This is a genomic window from Thalassotalea montiporae, assembly GCF_053485855.1.
This window is the reverse complement of sequence record NZ_JBQRUO010000009.1, coordinates 25,746-43,321: the sequence shown is the minus strand read 5'-3', so window position 1 is coordinate 43,321 and position 17,576 is coordinate 25,746. Positions and strand designations below refer to the sequence as shown.

The 17,576-nt window shown below is 41.5% G+C and carries 11 protein-coding genes; 5 read left to right on the top strand and 6 right to left on the bottom strand.

Annotation, left to right across the window (positions count from 1 at the left end; translation table 11 throughout):
- The first annotated feature begins 240 nt into the window (after positions 1–240).
- The 5 genes from ubiG (at position 241) to yfaE (ending at position 5,976) form a co-directional block, all read left to right on the top strand.
- Positions 241–951, top strand: coding sequence for a bifunctional 2-polyprenyl-6-hydroxyphenol methylase/3-demethylubiquinol 3-O-methyltransferase UbiG (gene ubiG, locus ACSLUR_RS17800; protein ID WP_116000005.1), 711 nt, complete (start codon positions 241–243; stop codon positions 949–951).
- Positions 951–1,658 (top strand): HAD family hydrolase, encoded by a 708-nt coding sequence (locus ACSLUR_RS17795; RefSeq protein ID WP_448556648.1) that lies wholly within the window; start codon positions 951–953, stop codon positions 1,656–1,658. Before ubiG ends, ACSLUR_RS17795 begins: the two co-directional genes overlap by 1 nt.
- Positions 1,659–2,041: 383 nt before the next feature.
- Positions 2,042–4,306, top strand: a complete 2,265-nt coding sequence (nrdA, locus tag ACSLUR_RS17790; RefSeq protein ID WP_448556647.1) for a class 1a ribonucleoside-diphosphate reductase subunit alpha — start codon at positions 2,042–2,044, stop codon at positions 4,304–4,306.
- Between the two features lie 204 nt (positions 4,307–4,510).
- Positions 4,511–5,641, top strand: a complete 1,131-nt coding sequence (gene nrdB, locus ACSLUR_RS17785) for a class Ia ribonucleoside-diphosphate reductase subunit beta (RefSeq protein WP_448556646.1) — start codon at positions 4,511–4,513, stop codon at positions 5,639–5,641.
- 53 nt (positions 5,642–5,694) lie between these two features.
- Complete coding sequence (gene yfaE, locus ACSLUR_RS17780; RefSeq protein ID WP_448556645.1) at positions 5,695–5,976, top strand: class I ribonucleotide reductase maintenance protein YfaE; 282 nt, start codon at positions 5,695–5,697, stop codon at positions 5,974–5,976.
- Positions 5,977–6,063: 87 nt separating this feature from the next.
- On the opposite strand, the gene ACSLUR_RS17775 is transcribed toward yfaE, so the two are convergent.
- The 6 genes from ACSLUR_RS17775 to ACSLUR_RS17750 all read right to left on the bottom strand — a co-directional run bounded on the left by ACSLUR_RS17775 (position 6,064) and on the right by ACSLUR_RS17750 (position 17,573).
- A complete protein-coding gene (locus ACSLUR_RS17775) occupies positions 6,064–7,368 on the bottom strand; it encodes a diguanylate cyclase (RefSeq protein ID WP_448556644.1) in 1,305 nt (434 codons plus the stop codon).
- 163 nt (positions 7,369–7,531) lie between these two features.
- A complete protein-coding gene (locus ACSLUR_RS17770; protein ID WP_448556643.1) occupies positions 7,532–11,602 on the bottom strand; it encodes a response regulator in 4,071 nt (1,356 codons plus the stop codon).
- A 32-nt stretch (positions 11,603–11,634) separates the two neighbouring features.
- Positions 11,635–14,238 carry a PAS domain-containing protein gene (locus ACSLUR_RS17765; protein WP_448556642.1) on the bottom strand — a complete coding sequence of 868 codons (2,604 nt, stop codon included), beginning with the start codon at positions 14,236–14,238 and terminating at the stop codon, positions 11,635–11,637.
- A complete protein-coding gene (locus ACSLUR_RS17760) occupies positions 14,238–15,401 on the bottom strand; it encodes a response regulator (protein ID WP_115999997.1) in 1,164 nt (387 codons plus the stop codon). The genes ACSLUR_RS17765 and ACSLUR_RS17760 overlap by 1 nt, the downstream gene beginning before the upstream one ends.
- A 131-nt stretch (positions 15,402–15,532) precedes the next feature.
- Complete coding sequence (locus ACSLUR_RS17755; RefSeq protein WP_448556641.1) at positions 15,533–17,260, bottom strand: ATP-binding SpoIIE family protein phosphatase; 1,728 nt, start codon at positions 17,258–17,260, stop codon at positions 15,533–15,535.
- Positions 17,261–17,264: 4 nt separating this feature from the next.
- Positions 17,265–17,573 (bottom strand): STAS domain-containing protein, encoded by a 309-nt coding sequence (locus tag ACSLUR_RS17750; protein ID WP_115999995.1) that lies wholly within the window; start codon positions 17,571–17,573, stop codon positions 17,265–17,267.
- Positions 17,574–17,576: the final 3 nt, after the last annotated feature.

Sequence of the window (17,576 nt, the reverse complement as noted above, 5' to 3'; positions counted from 1 at the left end):
TAGCTTTCTCTTCTTCAATCTAAGTAGTTAGTGATTAAAAATCAATCTTAGCGAGATTTAGTCACTATCGAGCCTGAACGATATTCAGTTTTTTCACTCAAACTGTCGCCTGAATTAGTACTTGAACTGATGTGAGCAACTTTATTAGTTTTTTGTTTTCTCAGCGCTAGGTTTCGCTAAACGCTTAGTTTAAAATCCCAATTAAATAATATAGAGACTCAAGCAATTAGAAACCCTCCTATGTCAGACTCAATCAATGTAAACCCTCAAGAAATCGCTAAATTCGAACAAGTTGCTAGCCAATGGTGGGACTTAACGGGCGACTTTAAACCGCTTCACCAAGTTAACCCACTCAGACGTCAATTTATTTTGCAGCATGTTGAGTCAGTGTTTGAAAAGCAAGTACTTGATGTTGGCTGTGGTGGCGGTATCTTGTCAGAAAGCCTCGCTAAATTAGGCGCTAAGGTTACTGGCATTGATTTAGGCGAAGAGCCACTAAATGTTGCTAAGTTGCATGCACTGGAATCTGGTGTAGATGTTAACTACGAAAAAATTCCAGCGGAGCAAAAAGCGCTGCAATGCCCTGAGCACTTCGATGTGGTGACTTGTATGGAAATGCTAGAGCATGTGCCCGATCCAGCCTCTATCATCCAAGCTTGTACAGACATGGTAAAACCAAACGGTTATGTTTTCTTTTCTACATTAAATAAAACAGTTAAATCATACCTACTCGCAATCTTAGCAGCTGAAAAGGTCTTAAAGATTGTGCCTGATGGCACCCATGATCACGACAAATTCATTAGACCATCGCAACTAATAGGCTGGGCTGAAAGTAGCGGATTGAAATGTATTGACGCTACTGGCATTCACTACAACCCGATCACAGAGAATCATAAACTGGGTGGCAGTTTAGACGTTAACTATATTATCTGCTGTCAAAAGGTTGGCTAATGACGATGTCATCAACATTAAATGGCGTACCACATTACAAAGGTGTTTTGTTTGATTTAGACGGCACACTACTCGATACCGCAAATGACCTTGGCGAGGCATTAAATGCGGTGCTAACCAGTCACGGTTTACCCAAAGTTCCACGCGAGCGTTATCGACCGGTTGCTTCAGATGGTGCAAAAGGCTTGATAGAGCTGGGCTTTGGTGCTGGATTAAAAAACTTTGATTATGAACAATTGCGTATTGAATTTCTCGATTACTACGAGAATCACATTGCCGAGCATACCTGCCTATACCCTGGAGTAGCAGCGCTTATTGAAAAGCTTGAGCAACACCAAATCCCTTGGGGAATTGTCACCAATAAACCCATTGGCCTAACGCATGTGCTTTTGCCTCATTTCCCTGAACTAAAGTCAGCCGCCTCTGTGCTTGGTGGAGATTCATTAGCACAGCGTAAACCTCACCCTGCACCACTACTACAAGCTGCCAATGAGATTCGAGTAACACCAAATGAGTGTTTATATGTTGGCGATGCGCCACGCGATATCGAAGCAGGTAACGCAGCTAATATGTGCACCATTATTGCTGGCTGGGGATACATCGCTAGCGATACTGACCTAACGACATGGCAGGCAGATATTCACTGTGCTCATCCAAGTGAAATTAACAAGATGGAATTTCTGTTCACAAAATCACCAAATGGCTAAGCCATTGATATATATAGAGATCAAAACATATATTCAAATTAGAAATAAAAAGCGGAATTTAATGTAATAAATCATTCTATGACGGCAAAAAAGTGCAAAAAAACCATTGCGTTTTTATTAAAGCAAAATTAAAACGTACTACTACGTTAGTCATTACTAACCAGTCAATTTTAGGCTAGATTATTAAATAATCACTCTAATTTTTTGCCCTTGCAATAACCGTCAAACCTCATTATCTTGTGATCATATTTTTTAAATAACCCAATATATTGTGTATTGATTATTCAAATAACCACTAGTCCTAGTGGTTTACTAGATTTGAGTAATTACGCAACAGTATCTGCTCAAAAAATAAGAAGAATAAAACACACTCAAGGTCTTTCATGAATAGTAATCTTTTTGTAACTAAACGAAATGGTAATAAAGAAGCCATTGATCTGGAAAAAATTCACAAAGTAATTGCTTGGGCTGCAGAAGGCCTTGATGACGTTTCTGTCTCGCAAGTTGAATTAAAGTCTCACATTCAGTTTTATGATGGAATTAAAACATCTGACATTCATGAGACTATCATCAAAGCAGCTGCGGATTTGATCTCTGAAGAATCACCTGACTACCAGTATCTTGCAGCACGATTAGCAATTTTCCACTTGCGTAAAAAGGCTTATGGTCAATTTGAACCACCAAAACTATACGATCATGTTGTTAACATGGTTGAAAGTGGTAAGTATGACCAGCATTTATTGGCTGATTATACGCAAGCTGAATTTGAGCAAATGGAAAGCTACATCGACCACCGTCGTGATCTTAATTTCAGCTACGCTGCCGTAAAGCAACTTGAAGGTAAGTACCTGGTTCAAAACCGCGTGACGGGTGAAATTTATGAAAGTGCTCAGTTCCTCTATATTTTAGTAGCTGCTTGCCTATTCGCTAAGTATCCAGCTGATAGCCGCTTGCGTTACATCGAAGGCTTCTACGACGCTATTTCGACCTTTAAAATTTCATTACCTACACCAATTATGGCTGGTGTACGTACGCCAACACGTCAATTCTCATCATGTGTATTGATTGAGTGTGACGACAGCTTAGACTCAATTAACGCAACGTCTAGCGCAATTGTAAAATATGTATCGCAACGCGCTGGTATTGGCATTAACGCCGGTAGAATTCGTGCACTAGGTAGCGAAATTCGAAGTGGTGAAGCCTTCCATACTGGTTGTATTCCTTTTTACAAACACTTTCAAACGGCAGTAAAAAGCTGTTCTCAAGGTGGTGTACGTGGTGGCGCAGCGACCCTATTCTACCCGCTATGGCATCTCGAAGTAGAAAGCTTATTAGTGCTTAAAAACAACCGCGGTGTAGAAGAGAACCGAGTTCGCCACTTAGACTACGGTGTACAGTTCAACAAGCTGATGTACCAGCGTTTGATCAAAGGTGAATCAATCACGCTATTTAGCCCAAGTGACGTACCAGGCTTATACGACGCGTTCTTTGAAGACCAAGACAAATTTGAAGAGCTTTACGTAAAATACGAGCAAGACGAGTCAATTCGTAAGAAACGTATTAAAGCGATAGAACTGTTTGGTTTGTTTGCACAAGAGCGCGCGAGCACAGGTCGTATCTATCTGCAGAATGTTGACCACTGTAATACACACAGTCCATTCGACCCTGCACAAGCGCCTATTCGCCAAAGTAATTTATGTTTAGAAATTGCTTTACCAACTAAGCCAATGGCAGATGTAAATGACCCTAATGGTGAAATTGCACTTTGTACCCTATCGGCATTTAACCTAGGAGCCATTGAAAGCTTAGACGAATTAGAAGGCCTTGCAGATTTAGCCGTTCGTGCACTTGATAGCCTGTTAGACTATCAAGACTACCCAGTTCCTGCTGCACACAGTGCAACTATGGGTCGTCGTACCTTGGGTATAGGTGTTATTAACTACGCCTACTACTTAGCGAAAAACGGTGTTTTCTATTCAAACGGTAGCGCTAATAACCTAACGCACCGCACTTTCGAAGCCATTCAGTATTATTTGCTAAAAGCGTCTAACTTATTGGCGAAAGAACAAGGTGCATGTCCGTTATTTAATGAAACAAAATTAAGTAAAGGCATTCTACCTATCGATACGTACAAAAAAGATATCGATAAAGTTACTGGCGAACAGCTTCACCTTGATTGGGAATGGTTACGCGAAAGCATCAAAGAACACGGCGTTCGTAACTCAACAGTATCAGCTTTGATGCCGTCTGAAACTTCATCGCAAATCTCAAATGCGACTAATGGTATTGAACCACCACGTGGCTTAATCAGTATTAAAGCAAGTAAAGACGGCGTGTTAAAACAAGTTGTACCTGAGTACAAACGTTTAAAAGATAGCTACGAGTTGCTTTGGAACATTCCGAGCAACGATGGCTATTTAGAGCTTGTTGGTATTATGCAGAAGTTTATCGACCAAACGATTTCCGCCAACACGAATTACGATCCATCGCGTTACGAAGGCGGCAAAGTACCTGTTAAGCAGATCATCAAAGATTTACTTACGGCATACAAACTCGGTGTTAAAACCTTGTACTACCACAATACTCGTGATGGTGCAGACGACAGCCAGCAAGATGACGGCTGTGAAGGCGGCGCGTGTAAGATTTAACTTTACACGTTCCGTAATACAAAGCCGCATGGTCAATGCAAATAGCCTAGTTGCTAGCTGCATAATATGACATGCGGCTTGTTCGTGTGTTGAAGCGTCAGTTTTAAACATGCGAATACGCAAGATAAAAACAGTAAATTAGAACAATAGCAATCAAGATGCACATTCAAAAATGTCAGCTAAGTACGACATTTGGAGTTATTAATGACTTATACAACTTTTAATCAAACCCCAACAAACGCCCTGCTTGAACCGATGTTTTTGGGTAATAGTGTTAACGTTGCTCGTTACGACCAACAAAAATACATGGCTTTTGAAAAGCTAATCGAAAAGCAACTTTCCTTCTTCTGGCGTCCAGAGGAAGTTGACGTTTCAAAAGACCGCGCTGATTGGCAAGGCTTAACGCCATCTGAAAAGCATATTTTCATTTCGAATTTAAAGTATCAAACCTTGCTAGATAGTATGGCAGCGCGTTCAGTTAACGCTGTTCTATTGCCACTAGTTTCATTGCCAGAGTTAGAAACTTGGATTGAAACTTGGGCATTTAGTGAGACCATCCACTCTCGCTCATACACCCATATTCTGCGTAATCTATTTACTGAGCCTGGTGAAGTATTTGACGATATTGTGGTCAATCCAGCGATTTTAAATCGTGCAACCAGTATCGCTAAGTACTTTGATGACGTGATTTTGACAACGCAATTACTTCAATCACAAGGCGAAGGCACATATGAAGTTGAAGGGGAAATGGTTGAAGTGAGCACGCGTAAATTGAAAGAGCGCTTGTTCCTTGCTATTTGCTCGGTCAATGCATTAGAAGCCATTCGTTTTTATGTCAGTTTTGCCTGTTCTTTTGCCTTTGCAGAACGTGAGTTACTCGAAGGTAATGCAAAAATCATCAAACTGATTGCCCGTGATGAAGCATTACACTTAACCGGCACTCAGCATATTCTTAACAACTGGATGTCTGGTAAAGATTGCCCAGAAATGAAAGAAATCGCTGATGAGCTTAAAGAAGAAGGCCGTCAAATTTTCCTTGATGTCGTTGAGCAAGAAAAAGAATGGGCAGAGTACCTATTTAAAGATGGCTCAATGATCGGCTTAAACGCTCAAATACTAAACCAGTACATTGAATACATTAGTCATCAGCGTATGAACGCTATCGGCCTAGAATCGCCATTTAACGTGAAAAGCAACCCACTACCATGGATGAACGCATACTTGGTGAGTGATAACGTACAAGTAGCACCGCAAGAGTCTGAAATTTCCAGCTACTTAGTTGGTCAAGTAGATGCTGCTGTCGCGGAAGACGATTTCGAAGAGTTTGACCTTTAGATCTTCAATAAAATCGATGATATTGAAAAGCTATAGGGCTATCGTTTTATAAAATGAGTGAAAGCGATACTAACGATAGTCCACACAAGGTAATCGCCAATGGCCAAGAGGTTATATTCACAGATAAACAGCCAGATTTGCTGGTGTGTTTAGAAGAAGCTAACATCGAAGTGCATTACCATTGTCGAGATGGATTCTGTGGTGCTTGCCGTGTCAAACTTGATAAAGGGCAAATTCGATACCCGCAAGGGGAGCCACTGGCTTTTGTTAGTGAAGGGGAAATTCTTCCGTGCTGTTGTGTGCCCACTAGCGATATTGAGCTAACCATAGATTGATATGACAGCAAGCATAAAAAAACCAGCGGTGAGCTGGTTTTTTTTATCGTATATCATAGCAACTGTTTGTTGTTGCGACGTATCCGTTTAACTAATATTTAGCTCTGTTTTAATACCTGTAATTACCCGATCTAATTCAAACGAAACATTGTCAAACAAGCCTTGATAACTTTCCTTATCGCCATCGTTAACAGCAAAATCTAATTGCTTAGCTCGTTCAAATAACTGCATTGCGCCAACTGAACAGGCAACCCCTTTAAGGGTGTGTACTAAGTGTTTCATACTCGCCTGGTCATCTGTATCTATTGCCTGCTGAATTTTAACCCCATCTTGATGATGATCATCGAAGAACATTTTCAGTATTTCTTTGAATAAGTCATCATCACCAAGCACATTACTTAAGCCAACTTGATAATCTATGCCAACAAAGCCCTGCTCGCCGCTTTCATTAACTGCGATTGTTTGCGCAGGTGTTTGCTGAACAGTTTCTTCTTGCCCCTCAGGTGGATGGCTTAACGTCACATTTCGAGAAAGTTGTTTGGCGTCGTAAAGAAATTTGTCGGCAGTCTGCATCATTTGATTAAAGTCATACCCTACTTCAATATGTTGAGCACAAGCGACACCAATACTGGTCGTGACAAAAATTTGTTCGTTTCCAAGCTCCATTGGCGTTTGCTCTACTGCTTTTCGAAAACGTTCACAGGCATTAACAGCGTCGCGCTGATTAACCTCGGGCATACAAACCGCGAATTCTTCACCACCTACACGGCCAATAATGTCGTAATCTCTGAAGGTTTGAGCAAGTAAATGAGCAAACTGTTTTAATACGATATCGCCCGCTTCATGACCATAATTGTCGTTAACGGCTTTGAAATGATCGATGTCTATCATGGCTATTGCCATGTTATTCATTGCACGGGAGCCCTGATTGATGGCTTTTAAGCTCAGTTGTTCAAAGCTTCCTTTGTTATTGAGTTTGGTAAGAAAGTCTGTTTTCGCTAAATTTTCTAGTGTTAGTGTTTTTTCACGTAGTCTTATCGCATTGCGAATTCGTGCGAGCAATACTTTAGCAATATATGGCTTGGTCACATAATCGTGAGCACCTAGTTCAAGCGCTTCAACGATTTTGTCTTCATCATCAGACGCAGACAACATAATAACCGGTATGTTGGACTGTTCAGGAGTGGCTTTGAGCTTTTTCAACGTCTCAATGCCTGACATGCCTGGCATATACAAATCAAGCAGTAGAATATCAACGTTATTGTTCTTAATTGTCGCTAATGCGCTTTCGCCATCTTCAGCTTTCAACACTTGATAGCCTTCAGCTTGTAGGTCAAATTCCAGTAGCATTAGCGTGTCTTTGGCATCATCTGCTGCCAAAATTGTGTACATAATTAGTCCTTAATCAATGCCATTCGCTGCTAATAATAGCGAATAAAGTATATTCGTATAAGACCTAAACTTAACTTAACACATTAAAAATCATAGATAAGTTTAGCAAATAGGCGAGTAAAAAGTACTTTACCGCTCTACTTAGTCATAAAATTATGCGTTTTCATGCCTCAATTGGCTGCGATAAAAACGATCTAAGATGCTCGATAAACTCAACATAAGTTTTATCTAATGCCTGCGTGAGCTCTTTTAACTGTTCAATATCTTCGGCTTTCGCTGCAAGCTCTATTTTGAGCGCAATATCAGCTAGTTGTATGCCACCTAAGTTATTTGAAGAGCCTTTAAGCTTATGGGCAAAAGCCAAAATTTCAGTCATGTTACTTTGCGCGAGCGCTTCAATTAGCTGCTCAAAAAGTTCTGGCACTTCATTTATATACAACTCTACTAAATTACGCACTAACTGTTCATTATTTCTCACGCGCTTAAATAAGGCTTGCTTATCCCAAAGAGGTGCTAATTTCAATTCGCTTGGCTCTTCATCTATTATGCTCGCTTGCTCTACATTCGCTACTAATTCAACCTTCTGGTTATAGTTGTTTGACTTTTTAACCCAGTGACACAGTGTTTCACCGAGCTTTTCTGCATCCACAGGCTTTGAGAGATAATCGTTCATACCAGCGGCCAAGCACTTTTCCCTGTCCCCTTTCATCGCGTTGGCTGTCATCGCAATGATCGGTATATCTTTATAAAAGTTGCCCACTTTTCCTTGTCGAATAGCTTGAGTCGTTTGGTAGCCGTCCATTTCAGGCATCTGGCAATCCATCAAGATAATATCGTAAGCAGCATTTGAGGGGGATTGAGCCATTTGCTCCAGTGCTTCCCTACCATGGTTAGCGATATCCGCTCGCCCACCGCCATTGCCAAGAATACCTTGAACAACTGCCTGATTAATTCGATTGTCTTCTACGAGCAAAATACGCATCGATTTAAACGACATATCTTGTGCAGAAGGCGAGGCGCTGGGGTGAACATTGTAATGTGTTAGGATGGGCGAACCATCGGAGTCGCTATCCGCCCCTTTACTCAGCACAACCGCCATAGCGTTACGTAAATCGCTGGTGGTTGCTGGTTTAGGAAAGTATGCACTATAGCCGAGCTCAGCAAAATAATTAGCATCGCCTCGCTCACTCATCGACGTCATCATTATCAATTTTATGTGCTTAGCGTTTGCAGCTGATTTTATGCGCTGTCCAAGCGTCACGCCGTCAATATCGGATAGCTGTCGATCTAAAATTGCCACTTCAAAATAACCAGAAGGCCGCTTAGCAATGGTCTCTAACGCTGATTCTCCGCTGTCGGCAGTGACAACTGATGCGCCCCAAACAGATAACTGCTCGGCAAGCACACTTCGATTGGTCGCATTTTCATCAATCACTAAGACGTGATGACCCGAGAAGCTAATATCGGGAATCGCCACTGGCGTTTGCTCACTGCGTTGCATAATTAAATCAAAGGTAAACTTACTACCAACACCTAACGAGCTCTCTACACTCACACTACCTTGCATTAGCAGACACAATTTCTTGACGATTGCCAAACCAAGGCCCGTGCCACCATAACGGCGTGTCGTACTCGCATCAACCTGTGTAAAAGAGTCGAATAGTTTTTCTAATTTATCCTCTGCAATGCCAATTCCAGTATCAATAACCTGGCATTCAAATTTGAGTACTTCTTGCTCATCAACTAGTGCCGGCGACAGTTTCGCTCGGATAACCACTTCACCTCGTTCGGTAAATTTGATTGCATTACCGACTAAGTTCGTGATTATTTGCATCAAGCGAGTTGGGTCACCCTTAACCATAGACAAGCTTATTTGGCTAACGTCTAAGATAATTTCAACGCCTTTGTCTTGTGCCTTTAACGCCATAGATTCAGCAATATCACCAAGATGTGAGCGTAAATCAAAGTCTAGAATCTCAAGTTCTAGCTTGCCTGCTTCGACTTTCGAAAAGTCTAGAATGTCATTGATCAAATTCAGTAAAGAGAAAGCACTAGAATTGGCAAGTTGCACATAATGGCGTTGCTTTGCCGACAAGTCGCTTTGCTCTAATAAGCCGAGCATGCCCATTACACCATTCATTGGCGTTCGAATTTCATGGCTCATACTGGCAAGAAATTCAGATTTTGAACGCAATGACTCTTGCGCCATATCAAGCGCTTGTTGCTTCAAGTCGTGTAATAAGCGTTGCTCAGTTACGTTGCGGTTAGTGCCCACCAAACGGACGGTTTCTGCAGTTTGCTCAATGATTGCTTTGGCATGCGACTCAATATAATTTACTTGCCCATTCGGCATATTAATGCGAAATGTCACATTAAAGTCTTGCCCAGTTGATAGTGATTGTTCTATTGCATTATCAACAATTTGACGGTCTTTGGGGTGCACCGCTTTTAGCCATATTTGTTCCGGTAAAACACCATCACTTTGGTTATAGCCATATAAGCGATACATACGCTTATCCCACGATACACGGCCCGTCAGGCGATTATATTCCCAAACACCGATTTGTGGCGCTGACAAGGCAAAATCGAGCCGCCAAGCAAGCTCATTAGCATCACGTAACGCCGATTTACGCTCTGATTCAAGTAATTTGTAATAAGTATTGTCGCGGATTAAGCCGGTATACATAACGCCTTGGTCGATCGCTACTTGCGAAACAACTAAAAGCACAGGGAAAACTTCGCCATCTATGCGCATCGCGGGCAGTTCTTTGCCAGCCATAGAGCGGCAACTTGAGCTCACATCACTAAATTCAGCGGCAATTTGATCAAATTCCGTAGCCGTATCGTGCGGTAATAATTCAGTAAGGTGTTTACCAATCATATCTGTTGCGCGATAACCAAACATTCGCTCAGCAGAGCGGTTAAAGGCAACGATATTGGCGTTTTCATCGAAGTTCACCACAGCATCAGTTATCGAGTTAAGGATAGACTGGAGCTTGGCGGACGTTTCTTGGGATTCAGCTAAGGTATCATTCATCGACTCTTTTTGCTGCTCTACGTGTCGAAGCAAGCGATCAAAACTACGCGCCAATCGCCCTGTTTCGTCTCGTTTAGTGGTAGGCAAAGGTAAGACTTCCCCTTTACTTTCATATTGGCCTATACTGGTGATCATATTTGTCAGCGGTTCAATAATCCGTCTAGAACCAAGCACTGATAAAGCAAAAGCTATCAGAGCTAGTAGCACACCCAGCAAAAATACGCGCTCTTCTAATTTGCCAAATTCAGCGGAAAGTCGATGACCGTCATGATAAAAAAGCAGGTTAAGCTTAAGAGGCTGGTCGTACTCATTAAATACAATTTGCTTTGTTGTACTTAGTTGCATAGGTTCCAGCTCTTCAACTTGTTCAGCAATGCTAATTGAGGCAGGGCTTTGAGGTATGCTATCGGCAGCGGCATTGTCTATTGCGAGCGATTTCAGGTGCTCTTGCCACTTGTTATCTAAGACTCCGCTATCAGTTTTTTGCTCACTTTGGTAGACGAGATTCGCCTCACTATCAGCAATATATATATGTTCCCCGGCTTTATGAAACGTTGTTAATAGTTCATCAAGTGATGCCAGATTAAAGGCAATAATTAGACTCGCTACATGCTGCCCTCCCTGGTACATGGGGTTAACCGAGACCATCAACGACTGCTTTGCGCCAGCTATTTCAATTTGCTGAAAGTAGGTATCTTTTGTTGTCCTTTCGGTACTGTTGCGGTTAATGGCATATTTGATGATTTTTCGTTGCACATTTTCGGCAACGGTATATTGAGCCGCTATCATCTGATCTTCACTAGATAATAACGAGATAGTGACAAACTTTGGTTTTGCAGATAGCAAAGACGCAAAGGCAGCATTAAACTGACGCTGCTGATCGGCTAAACTAATGCCATAGGTTGCTGCAGTGTTGTCATCAACGAGTTGTTCAACTAAATGAGCATCACTGATTGCAACGGCATCTTCAAAGTTTACGCTGAAATAGCGTTTGACCATAGCAGCAACAAATTCTGCGTTTTCCGCTAAATCTCGCTCTGCGTGTTGTTTGAGGATTTTTCCGCTTTCAAAATATGATGTTAAGCTCATTACGGTAGCAACAAATAAGGCAATAACAAAACTGATCAACGGTACTTTGAACTTTAGCGATCGCCAAAACTTTCGCTGCCTGAGTGTTTTCCCATTGTTTGTTATCATCTCGTTACTTCCTTTGAGCTTATCTTTAAATTTTACATGGAGTTATTCAAATTGCTAAAAAATTGAGATAGCTCAGCGGAATTGAATGGCTTGCGCAGTACTGGATATGGCCAACTCTTATCATCGTTATCTATATAGCCACTCATTGAACAAATTTTCGCCCTCGGATAACGTTGCTGTACCAATGCTGTGGCTTCACGTCCGGAAGTGTCTGGCAAGATCATATCTGTCATAAAAACATCAAAGGGCCCTTTAAGGTCAATAGCTTCTAGCAAGTCTGCTTTATTGCTGACATGTACGGTTTCTGCACCAATGCTCTCTAAAAACAAAGCAACAAATTCAGCAATACTCGTTTCATCATCCAGAATTAAAATACGTTGGCGACTAACACCACCAAAGTGACTGCTTGATGAATCAAGGGCTTTTTCACCAGATACATCAACACTAGCTTTTTCAACACAATTACACGGAAACTCAAGCACAAAATGTGCACCACCGAGTTCTGATTTGCCATAGACTCTTATTTGCGCATTGTGTTTATACATAGTGCTATAAACATTCGCCAAGCCAATACCATGACCTTTACTGACTGACTTACTCGAATAAAACGGATCAAATATTTTAGTAAGGTTTTCAGAGACAATGCCAATGCCGCTATCTTTGACATGTATTTCTAAACTGCCTTTGGCATTGCAGTATGCGGTTAACTGAATTTTCCCACCTTCATTCTGCGCGAGTGCTTTTTCCTGTTCCTTAATCGCATCTTGTGCGTTAATCACGAGGTTAAGCAGAATGTTAATGAACTCCCCTTGCGGAAAGTTTATGGAGGCTTGGGTGTCTGGTAAATTAATTTCAAGCTCGATATTGGCGACTAACACTTGTCTAAACAGGTATTGGTTATCAAGTATGTCTTTTAGTGGATCGAATTTAACCACTTTAACCATCGGCTTTTTAGTAAATGCCAACAAACGCTCCGTAACACTTTTTCCCTTGTCTATTGCATTCTTCACACGCTCAATGTACCGAGAGATATTTTGCTCACCTTGCGAAAACTTAAGCTCAAGCATTTCAATTGCGCCTAAGGCGACACCTAACACGTTATTAATATCATGCGAAACACTGCCAAATGTATTGCCAAGTAAGGCTAAGCGACTGCTAATGGCTTGTTGCTGCTCTTTTCTGAATTTATCGGTAACATTTTCAACAATCCAGATGTAGACCCCTTTATCGGCTTCATAAGTGACGGATAAATCAAAAACGCTATTGTAGTCGTCAAAGCTGATATGAGTTCGCTTGAGCTGGCCATACTGACGGGCAGTTTTTTTAAGCGACATATACTCACTAATGCTAAAATTCACATAGTCAAACAAAGCGGTATTACTGCCGCCCTGCTGAGGCGAAATATCTTGGTATACCACGTTGTCATCTTCATCAATAAAGAAGATTGGCACTTTTATGGTGTAATTAACGAGCGCGAGTAGCTTAAGTTTTTCAAATACCGCTTCACTACGAGTAATGTCTCGACTAATACCAAATAGCGCAACGACCTTACCATCTGAATCAACTTCCACTTCACCTATAGTTTCGATTTTCGCTTTCTTACCACTTGCTTGTAATATGGTGGATTTATGACGGAAACTTTGCGCACACTCAATACTGCGCTTAAAAGCATTGCGAATTTGTTCACGTTCAGCTTTCGAATGGAACACAAGTTCATTCTCTAGATTCGGGCGAAATGCATGCGGCTCAGTGCCATATATTCGATATAGCTCAGTTGACCAGAACATTTTTTGTTCAACAACATCATAACGCCAATGCCCTGAATTACTGATTTTTTCTGCCAGTGAAAGGTAGTTATTTTGCTTGCGCAATTGTTGTATAAGTGACTTGGTTTCCGTCACGTTGCGCACTGCACCATACATCCGCTCCGGTATGCCGTCGCTATCACGTTTCAGCCTTGCCGTGGCATTCACCCATAACACCTGATTGTTAGTGGTAGTAACTTGATAGGTTGTATTAAAACTTGTTTGTTGGTCTTTAAGTAATAGATCGACTTGTTGCAACATGTTTTGCCATTGCTGCTCATTAATATGCTTTTGCCAAAAACTACTTGGTACTGAAAGCGCTTGGCGTTTATAGCCAAGCATGGCTATCAATTCTGGTGAAAAGTACACTAGATCTGATGCGATATCCCATTCCCAGTAGGTTTCATCAAGCGCTTCTAGTGTCGTTCTAGTGTCTTCCCTAAGCGGTTCACTAATTTCTTTGGGCGGCGTAATATTAGGTACAACAAACAGCCATAGTTTATCGCCAACTTGATGCTCTTTAACGGTGACATAAGACAAACTTGAGTTTGCCGCCTCGAGTAACCACAGTGATTGGTGTTGCTTGTGAGATCCAGTTTGCGTTGCTTGATTGGCTTGGTCTAGCTCATTTGCTATCTCACTCTCTAGTGCACGTTTTACAGAATGAAGGGGGTAATCTTTTAATATCGTGGCTAAGGGCTTACCCACTAATTGTTCTGGGTTGAGACCAACTAAGCTAGCCAATGCAGGATTAGCTGCAGTGATATCTCCATCACTATCAAGCTCTACAACCGCAATTGGCAGCTCTGTTACTGAGATGCTTTCAGCCATCAAAATAGCTCATCATCTTCATCAAAATCTTCTACTACTGTTTGCTGCTGATTAAGCGACTTCAGGCTATCAACGCTGCCTAATGCTTGATCAAGTAATTGTGTAACTTCTAAAAAGTTAACATCATCTTGGGTATGTTTTTTTAATGCTTTGTGCACTAAGTCGGTTAGATAAGTTTCTTGATCTTCACTCATATCTAACACATGAAAACTCATGCCCATATTCTGGACAATTTCATTCATCACCTCTTGTTGATGATGCTTTGAGATTTCGATCATTTTCTTCGTTTTCACGACAGCTTGTTGAATCTGTTCCTGCACTTCAACCAATGAATTTTTATAGGTGATAAATGCCATACGCGCACCGATACATTCGATGACAGAGGCCAATGCATCGATATAAATATCGGTATCGATTGCGCCTTCCTCTAAATTCAGCACCAAAATTGAGACTAGCGGATGATTGAAAATCGTTCGCGTACCAAAGCGATAAAGACGCGGCTTTACTTTAAGTAGCTCCATCACACCGATTTCTACGGGCGAACATAAGCCATTTTTAGAACTGTAAAACAACGGTTTTTCTTGCAGAGGATAAAAGGCAATACAGCCATGCAAATTCATGCTGTAAAAAAATGAAAAAACTTGATCGCGAATTTCTTCAAAGCTAAAGCATTGGTTTAAACGAGAGGTAAGCTGCATACAAGCACCGTATTTAGATGCTTGCGCCATCGAGACATTGATAACTCGATCTTTTGACATCAGTTCACTTTCAAAATCATGAATTTTGTCTTGATAATTAATCAGCTTTTCGAGCTTTTGACTGAGCGTAATAAGCGAGATGGGTTTTGCTAAAAAGTCATCAGCGCCGCATTCTAAGCCTTTGAGAATCGCTTCTTCAGTAGCGAGTCCCGAATAAAGCACAAATGACTCAGCACCGCGTTGGCTATCGACACATTTTTTTATCCATTCAGAACCAACTTCTTGACCTATATATTCATCAACTAAAGCAATATCAAATTTGCCATGCTGCTCAATTTTCGCTTCCCCTAAGCTCAAACTATCTGCAACTTCAACGGTAAAGACTGTTTCAAGGCATTCTGCCAACAACTCTAAATACTGACTATCATCATCAATAATCAATACGGTCTTTTTTGATTCTGTCATTCAAAAGTCCTTAATTTTCGACAAATGCACTTACCAAATATGAGCCTATACAACAGACTTATAAACGGTTTACATTTGCAGCGTTCCTGTCTGGATAATATGTAATAAAATTGTACTTTTAACGCTATTTATTATGACAGCAAGTAGCTTGCTGTCACTTCGCTCCCACCTTTGCGATAGTCTAATTGCTCACAAAGTTGGCTCACTAGGATAATGCCGCGGCCACTTAACGCCATTTCAACATTTTCTGCCGATGAAATTTTCTCTAGAAATTCTTTGTGGTCAAACCCTTTGCCGCTATCTTTAATCACAATATCCATGCGGCCTGAATCGGCTAGTTGGTAATAGCTCAACGATAGTTCAACGGTCCCATCGGTTAATTGTTGGAGCCTTTTTTCACGCTCATGGAAGTACAGCGCAAAACCTTCTGCTTCTTGTTTTAATGATGAATCGAGTCCCAATACGCCATGATCCAACGCATTAACAAACAATTCAGTTAAGATGGTAAATAGGTTTTGCCATTGCTCCCCACCACCTTCGAGTTCTTGGATAAAACTCATCGCAATTGGAATAGGGTTTACTTTAGCAAGCTTCTCGCCGGATAAGACGATATTCCACTGCCATAATGCACCAGAGTCGGGTAAGTCAACAAAGGTGCCATAAGGTGCTGGTTTAACTGCCGCGGGAGGGTTCACTGCTACCGATTTTGCCCAATCACCGCAAGGCACACTAATTAGTGAGATATCGTCTTCTTGCAGTGCCCCCTGACAGAATTGTTCAACATCGTTAAGCACAGTTTCACCGAGTGTTTGATTAACAACACCTAATTTTGCTGCTTGTTCAAAGCGCTCGATGCCGTACATTTCCCCGCCATGGTTACCCGCTTCGATAATACCGTCACTTAATAACAATACGCTGTCGGTTGGGGCAACGGATACGACATCTAGCTTACTGCCAGGCAACAACGATTGAATAACCCCAAGTGGCGGATGTGTAGACGCAATTTTATGCTTAATTTCACCCAATTGATCATAAACATACGTGTCTGGCAAACCCGCATTAAAGACATAAGCCGTGGCATCACTACTTGAAATACTGACAAAGCCAGCGGCTAAGAACAGATCTGATGGCAGCAAATCATATAGCTGATTGTTTATTTGAACGATGATCTCAAAGAGGCTAAAGCCTTTTTTAGTCATCACTCGAAACGTTTCTGCTAACGGTATCGCGCCAATTGATGAGCGCAAACCATGACCAGTGAAATCCCCTAACAACACATTAACGTCACCATTTGGGCATTGTGCTGTTAATTGAATATCACCACTAAATAACTCAGCAGGTTTTTTTAGGATATCAATTCGGTCAAGCGCAAAGTTACGCGATTCAATTACGCCAGACATCAACTGCTCAGCTAGTTCTGCGTCTTGTTGTTGCGCCTGCTGTAGCGACTTAACCTGCGCATAAAGGTCACTAATGCGCTGAATCGATTTGATTTTGGCTTTGAACACTTCCGGTGAAAAAGGTCGAACTAATATCCCGTCGCCGCCCGCTTCAATACTTTCAATAAATGCTTGGTCAGTATCCATACTGGTAATAAAGATTAACGGTGCCAAGGTATTTTTCGACAATGACTTTATTTTCCGGGCGGCCTCGTATCCGTTCATCACGGGCATGTTGATATCCATCAACACAAGATCCGGCTGATATTTGATATACATATCTACACCACGCGCACCGTCGTTAGCGGTAAACACGCGATAGCCTTCTTCTTTTAAAAGTACACCAAGCACCTTACATTGCATGACTGAATCATCAACCACCAATGCCAATTTGTAATGACGTTCCTGCGGGCTGGCCATATGCTTAATTCTCGATTTTTAGCAAACGGTGGAACTGAGCAATCTCCAAAATTTTTGCAACAGACTCATTAGGCTGTTTAATGATAACCTCGCCTGACAATTTTTCTGCGTGGTCTTTCAGTAGTAAAATCATACCTAGAGCCGAGCTATCCATATACGATGTTCTTGATAAGTCTAAGGTAAATACGGCACCTTGGGCGACTTCGCCAATATAGCTGTCACGAAATAACTGGTGCAATGAAAAATCAAATCTGTCATCAATTCCTATGGTGATTTCTTTTAGGTTTGAACTTACATGTTTCTTGACTGACATTTA

What these genes read in the sequence shown, in the direction of transcription:
- ACSLUR_RS17795 (WP_448556648.1), top strand. Translation starts at nt 951, where the DNA reads ATGACGATGTCATCAACATTAAATGGCGTACCACATTACAAAGGTGTT.
- ACSLUR_RS17750 (WP_115999995.1), bottom strand. Translation starts at nt 17,573, where the DNA reads ATGTCAGTCAAGAAACATGTAAGTTCAAACCTAAAAGAAATCACCATA.
- nrdA (WP_448556647.1), top strand. Translation starts at nt 2,042, where the DNA reads ATGAATAGTAATCTTTTTGTAACTAAACGAAATGGTAATAAAGAAGCC.
- ACSLUR_RS17755 (WP_448556641.1), bottom strand. Translation starts at nt 17,260, where the DNA reads ATGGCCAGCCCGCAGGAACGTCATTACAAATTGGCATTGGTGGTTGAT.
- ACSLUR_RS17760 (WP_115999997.1), bottom strand. Translation starts at nt 15,401, where the DNA reads ATGACAGAATCAAAAAAGACCGTATTGATTATTGATGATGATAGTCAG.
- ACSLUR_RS17775 (WP_448556644.1), bottom strand. Translation starts at nt 7,368, where the DNA reads ATGTACACAATTTTGGCAGCAGATGATGCCAAAGACACGCTAATGCTA.
- yfaE (WP_448556645.1), top strand. Translation starts at nt 5,695, where the DNA reads ATGAGTGAAAGCGATACTAACGATAGTCCACACAAGGTAATCGCCAAT.
- ACSLUR_RS17770 (WP_448556643.1), bottom strand. Translation starts at nt 11,602, where the DNA reads ATGATAACAAACAATGGGAAAACACTCAGGCAGCGAAAGTTTTGGCGA.
- ACSLUR_RS17765 (WP_448556642.1), bottom strand. Translation starts at nt 14,238, where the DNA reads ATGGCTGAAAGCATCTCAGTAACAGAGCTGCCAATTGCGGTTGTAGAG.
- ubiG (WP_116000005.1), top strand. Translation starts at nt 241, where the DNA reads ATGTCAGACTCAATCAATGTAAACCCTCAAGAAATCGCTAAATTCGAA.
- nrdB (WP_448556646.1), top strand. Translation starts at nt 4,511, where the DNA reads ATGACTTATACAACTTTTAATCAAACCCCAACAAACGCCCTGCTTGAA.